The following is a 5,555-nucleotide window of genomic DNA, read 5'->3' as shown; positions in this document are numbered from 1 at the left end:
AATGGCGGCTTCAAGGAGAGCGGCTACGGGCGGCGTGGCGGCTTCGAGGTGATGCATGAGTTCTCGCGGCTGAAGAACGTCATCATCGATTATTCCGGCGCCATGCAGGACCCCTTCGTCATTCGTCTGAAGTGACGGCACGCACAAAACTGAACCCGCAAGGGAGGCAAGCAGATGAAATTCGCAGTATCGCTGACCATGGAGCGCTTCTCGCCCAACGTTTCGATGTCGAGGGTGAAGAACAACCTTTTGGAACTGGCGCGCATGGCCGACGAGGGCGGCTTCGAGGCGCTGTGGACCGCCGAGCATCACACCATCGAGTGCACGATCTCTCCCAATCCGTTCCAGACGCTGGTCTGGCTGGCGCAGCATACCGAGCAGATCCGCCTGGGTACCTCGACGCTGGTCGCGCCCTATTGGACCCCGATCCGCCTCGCCGGCGAATCCGCGCTCTGCGATCATTTGACGAACGGCCGCCTGGAGTTCGGCATCGCCCGAGGCTCCTATCAGTACGAGTTCGACCGGATGGCCGGCGGCATGCCACAGCAGGAAGGCGTCGCCTACATGAAGGAGATCGTCCCGGCGGTGAAGAAGCTGTGGGCCGGCGATTATGCCCATGACGGGCATTATTGGAAATTCCCGGTCGCGACGTCGGTGCCGAAACCGCTGCAGCAGCCGCATCCGCCGATCTGGGTGGCAGCCCGTGATCCCGGTTCGTTCGACTGGGCGATCGCCAGTGGCGCCAGCATTCTTTCCACGCCGCTGTCGCAACCGGCAGCCGAGATCCAGGTTCTGGCCGATAAGTTCAACAAGGCGGTTGCGGATCATCCCGAGGTCCCACGCCCGCGCTTCATGATGCAGCGCCGCACCTGCGTCTACGACAAGGCGGATGGCTGGGAACTGGCGGTCAAGCACAGCATGGACTACGGTCGCGCCTTCGAAAACCTGATGCAGAATATCGGCACCGTCCGCGAAGGCTTCCCGGAAGCGGTGCCCTACGAGGCGGTCAAGGGCAAGGACAACTACAATCCGGACAATATCCGCAAGAACCTGATGTTCGGCACGCCCGACGAGGCGATCGAGAAGCTGCTGGTCTATGAAGCAGCCGGTGTCGATCAGTACTGCCTCGGCCTCACCTTCAACCTGCCCTTCGAATTGCAGAAGCGGACGATCGAGCTTTTCGTCAAGGAAATCATGCCCGTCTTCGCCGCGCGCGAAAAGGATAAGCAACGCAAGGCGGCGGCAGGCTGAAATGGCGGAGGTACAGCGCCATACCGTCGGAGACGTGACGCTCAACTACCGGCTCGACGGCAGCGGCGAGCCACTGGTCTGCATTCACGGCGTCGGCTCCTATCTCGAGGCATGGTCAGGCGTCGTCGAGCGCCTGAAGGACAGCTTCACGATCCTGACCTTCGACCTGCGCGGCCACGGCCAATCGAGCCGGGTGAAGGGCCGCTACGAGATCGACGATTTCGTCAACGAGGCGCTGGCGCTCGCCGACAAGGCAGGCTTCTCGACCTTCAATCTCGCCGGCTTCTCGCTCGGCGGGCTGATCGCCCAGCGCCTGGCGCTGACCCACCTGGACCGGTTGCGCAAGCTGGTGCTTCTGTCCACAGTGGCCGGCCGGACACCGCAAGAGCGAATGCGGGTTCTGGAGCGGCTTGCGGCGTTGCGTGCTGGCACCCCTGCCGACCATCACAACGCCTCGCTGTCACGCTGGCTGACGGAAGAGTTCCAGGCCGCGAACCCGGAGGTCATCGCAAGCCTTCGCGAGCGCGATGCCGAGAACGATCCGGAATGCTATGCGGCTGCTTACCGCGTGCTCGCCGAGACCGACTTCGGCGGCTTCCTCGACCAGATTCGCTGCCCGACGCTGATTGCGACCGGCGAGGACGATGCCGGGTCCAATCCGCGCATGGCGCGCTACATGCACGAGCGCATTCCGGGCTCGGTGCTATCGATCCTGCCGCGCCTGCGCCACTCCATCCTGATCGAGGCGCCGCAGACGGTAGCCGATCTGATGCGCGGTTTCCTGACCACCAAGGAGGCGAACCATGGATGAAGCGCTCACGAAAAGCGGCGAAGCCGTTCGGCGCAAGGTGCTGGGGGACGACTATGTCGACCGCGCCATCAACGGCGCCGACAGCTTCTCAGCACCGTTTCAGGATGTGCTCAACGAATATTGCTGGGGCGCGGTCTGGACGGATGGCGGCCTGGATCTCAAGCAGCGCAGCCTCCTGAACCTCGGCATGCTGGCGGCGCTGAACCGCATGCACGAATTCGGCGTCCACGTTCGCGGCGCGATCCGTAACGGTCTGACCGAGGACGAATTGCGCGCAGCTCTCGTCCAGATCGCCGTCTATTGCGGCATTCCCGCCGGCGTCGAAGCCTTCAGGGTCGCTCGCTCCATCCGCGATGAGATGCGGGAGAAAGGAGAACTCTGACTTCCATCGATTCAAGGAAGCGACCGGCCTGCCGCTGCTTCTGATCGCCGGAAGACGAAGAGCTCTTTTCGATATCAAGATTGCAGGACGCTACGGGAATGAGCCCGGGTCAAAAACCAAGAATGACAATAAAGGGAACCATCGCATGAACAGACTGAGCAAGATTTCCGCAGCGGCAGTGTCGCTTGCCGTGGCCTTCGCCGCCCTCCCGGCCAATGCCGGTGCCGTCCTCGACCGCGTCATGGCGGCCAAGGATCTGAAGGTTGCGACCGACGCCAACTGGGCGCCGCAATCTTTCATGAACGAAAAGAACGAACTCGACGGTTTCGACATCGATGTCGCCAAGGATATCGGCAAGCGCCTCGGCGTGAAGGTCGAGTTCGTCACCCCGGGCTGGGACATCATCACCGCCGGCAACTGGGCCGGCCGCTGGGACATGCATGTCGGCTCGATGACGCCGACCAAGGAGCGCGCTAAAATCTTCGATTTTCCGGCCGTCTACTACTATACCCCGGCAGCCGTTGCCGTCCACAAGGACAGCAAGGCGGCCAAGCTTTCCGATCTCGACGGCAAGGTGGTCGGCACCACGGCAACTTCGACTTTCGAAGCCTATGCGAAGGGCGACCTGACGCTCGATGCGGCCGGCGCGCCTCCTTTCAAATACGAGTTCAAGCCGAAGGACGTTAAGTCCTACGCCAACTCGACCACCGCCTTCGACGATCTGCGTCTCGGTGATGGCACCCGTCTCGATGCGGTCGTCTCCTCGCTGCCGAGCATTCTCGACGCGGTGAAGGCCGGTTACCCGATCAAACAGGTCGGCGAGCCCGTCTTCTACGAGCCGCTCGCGGTTGCCATCGAGCATGGCGACAAGGAATTCAACGACAAGATCGCCGAAGCCGTGAAGGGCATGCAGGCGGACGGCACACTGAGCAAGCTCTCCGTGAAGTGGTATGGCGTCGATTACACGGTCGTAAAGTAACCACCGCCGGAAGCGGACGGTCCGGGCAATCGGACCGTCGATTTGCCGCAAGGGACAAGAGATGCTTTATCCCGATACCGTCGAGTCCGAAGTGCTCGTCCATAAGCCGTGGTTCATCGCGACAATGTTTGCGGTGGTGCTGGCTTTCTTCCTGATGTTCAACATGACCGGCACGGCGATGGGCGAATTGATGCGCCCCGTGATCGGCGACCCCTCCGCCAGCGGCCTTTACGGACGTTTCGCGATCGCCTTCGTCATCGCTGTCATCTTCGTGCTTAATGTCGTGCTGATCGGCTTTGCGCCCCTCAGGGTGCAGATCGCCGTCGTCTGGCTGGAGCTGCTGCTTCTGTTCCTCGCCTTCTTCGCGACGTTTCATCTAAGCCTGCCGTTCATCGTCGAAAAACTGCCCTTCATGATCACCCAAGGCCTGGTAACGACGATCTATGTGTCCGCTGTTTCGATCGTCATCGCCTCGGCGATTGCCATTCTCGGCGCCGTCGCCAAGCTCTCGACCAATGGCTTTGCCTATGCGATCGCCAGCTTCTACACCTCGTTCTTCCGCGGCCTGCCGCTCCTCATGCAGGTCTATCTGATCTATCTCGGCCTGCCGCAATTCGGCTTCGTGATCGACGCAGTGCCAGCCGGTATCCTCGCCCTTTCGCTCTGCTACGGCGCCTACATGACGGAGATTTTCCGTTCGGGCATCCAAAGCATCGATCGAGGCCAGTGGGAGGCCTCACGCTCGATCGGCTTCGGCTTCGGCATCACCATGCGCAAGATCATTCTGCCGCAGGCGCTGCCGGTCATCATCCCGCCAACCGGCAACCAGTTCATCTCCATGCTGAAGGACAGCTCGCTGGTCTCGGTCATCGGTGTCTGGGAGCTGATGTTCCTGGCCCGCACTCTGGGACAGAAGACCTTCCAGCATATGGAAATGCTGATCTCGGCCGCCATGCTCTACTGGATCTTGTCGATCTGCCTGGAGCTCGTCCAATCCCGCATCGAGCGCCACTACGCCAGGAGCAAAGTCCGATGAACGGCGACAAGATCATCGAAGCGAAGAACGTTTCCAAGTGGTACGGCGCTTTCCAGGTGCTGAAGGATATCAACCTGACGGTCAGTAAGGGCGAGCGTATCGTCGTCTGCGGCCCCTCGGGCTCCGGAAAGTCAACACTGATCCGCTGTTTCAACCGCCTGGAAGCGCATCAGGAAGGCGAAATTTCGGTCAACGGCATCACGCTGCACAACAAGATGCGCAACGTTGGCGAAGTGCGTAAGAATGTCGGCATGGTGTTCCAGCATTTCAATCTCTTTCCGCATATGACGGTGCTGATGAACTGCATGGTCGGGCCGATGTGGATCAAGGGTGTGCCGGAGGCGGAAGCCAGGAAGACTGCGCTGAAATTCCTCGAGCGCGTGCGTATTCCCGAACAGGCCAACAAATACCCGATCCAGCTTTCGGGCGGTCAGCAGCAGCGCGTCGCCATTGCCCGCTCGCTCTGCATGCAGCCGGCCGTGATGCTTTTCGACGAACCGACCTCGGCGCTCGACCCGGAAATGGTCTCCGAAGTGCTGGAGACGATGACCGGCCTTGCCAAGGACGGCATGACGATGGTCTGCGTGACCCACGAAATGGGCTTCGCCCGCGCCGTCGCCGACCGGGTGATCTTCATGAATTCGGGCCAAATCGTCGAGGAAGGCAAGCCTGACGCCTTCTTCACCAATCCGCAGCACGAGCGGACCAAGCTGTTCCTCAGCCAAATTCTTAAGCACTGACACACGCGGCGGTAAAGTTGTCTACGAGCCGGGTTCCCCCCGCCTTCCTTGACGCCATGGTCGAATATTTCGGCGCACGGGTCGAGATCGTCGGAACCTCCGCCGGCCTGCATGTGGTTGTCTGGTTCAACGATTTCGCGGCCCAGGACGAGGAAAGCCTCGCGGCCACGGCGCGGGAAGCGGGTATCGGCATCTATCCGATCTCGCGGCTGTTCTCGCTGGCGACGGAGCGCCGCGCCGGCTTCGTCTTCGGTTACGCCTCGATGCCGGCGCGGAACATTCCGGACGGCGTCCGGCTGCTCGCCAAAACCTTGCCGCGATAGTGCCCAGCGAAACGGTTGATGACTGGCCCAGGG

At 61.4% G+C, this 5,555-nt stretch carries 7 protein-coding genes; all 7 read left to right on the top strand.

Annotation, left to right across the window (positions count from 1 at the left end):
• Positions 1–174 precede the first annotated feature (174 nt).
• The 7 genes from ACOZKU_RS20230 (at position 175) to ACOZKU_RS20200 (ending at position 5,522) form a co-directional block, all read left to right on the top strand.
• The gene (locus ACOZKU_RS20230) at positions 175–1,251 is read left to right on the top strand and encodes an LLM class flavin-dependent oxidoreductase (protein ID WP_421580376.1); all 1,077 of its coding nucleotides are present in this window, start codon (positions 175–177) and stop codon (positions 1,249–1,251) included.
• A gap of 1 nt (position 1,252) precedes the next feature.
• Positions 1,253–2,062, top strand: a complete 810-nt coding sequence (locus ACOZKU_RS20225; RefSeq protein ID WP_421580375.1) for an alpha/beta fold hydrolase — start codon at positions 1,253–1,255, stop codon at positions 2,060–2,062.
• Complete coding sequence (locus ACOZKU_RS20220) at positions 2,055–2,444, top strand: carboxymuconolactone decarboxylase family protein (RefSeq protein ID WP_421580374.1); 390 nt, start codon at positions 2,055–2,057, stop codon at positions 2,442–2,444. The genes ACOZKU_RS20225 and ACOZKU_RS20220 overlap by 8 nt, the downstream gene beginning before the upstream one ends.
• A gap of 145 nt (positions 2,445–2,589) precedes the next feature.
• The gene (locus ACOZKU_RS20215; protein ID WP_421580373.1) at positions 2,590–3,423 is read left to right on the top strand and encodes a transporter substrate-binding domain-containing protein; all 834 of its coding nucleotides are present in this window, start codon (positions 2,590–2,592) and stop codon (positions 3,421–3,423) included.
• A gap of 61 nt (positions 3,424–3,484) precedes the next feature.
• Positions 3,485–4,459 (top strand): amino acid ABC transporter permease, encoded by a 975-nt coding sequence (locus ACOZKU_RS20210; protein WP_421580372.1) that lies wholly within the window; start codon positions 3,485–3,487, stop codon positions 4,457–4,459.
• Positions 4,456–5,199: an amino acid ABC transporter ATP-binding protein gene (locus ACOZKU_RS20205; protein ID WP_421580371.1), complete on the top strand. Its 744-nt coding sequence runs from the start codon at positions 4,456–4,458 to the stop codon at positions 5,197–5,199. The genes ACOZKU_RS20210 and ACOZKU_RS20205 overlap by 4 nt, the downstream gene beginning before the upstream one ends.
• Positions 5,200–5,216: 17 nt before the next feature.
• A complete protein-coding gene (locus ACOZKU_RS20200) occupies positions 5,217–5,522 on the top strand; it encodes a hypothetical protein (RefSeq protein WP_421580370.1) in 306 nt (101 codons plus the stop codon).
• Positions 5,523–5,555 lie beyond the last annotated feature (33 nt).

It is taken from the genome of Shinella sp. M31 (assembly GCF_049199205.1).
Taxonomy (GTDB): domain Bacteria; phylum Pseudomonadota; class Alphaproteobacteria; order Rhizobiales; family Rhizobiaceae; genus Shinella.
Note: the sequence above shows the minus strand (reverse complement) of the source record. Positions and strands in the feature narration are given on the sequence as shown.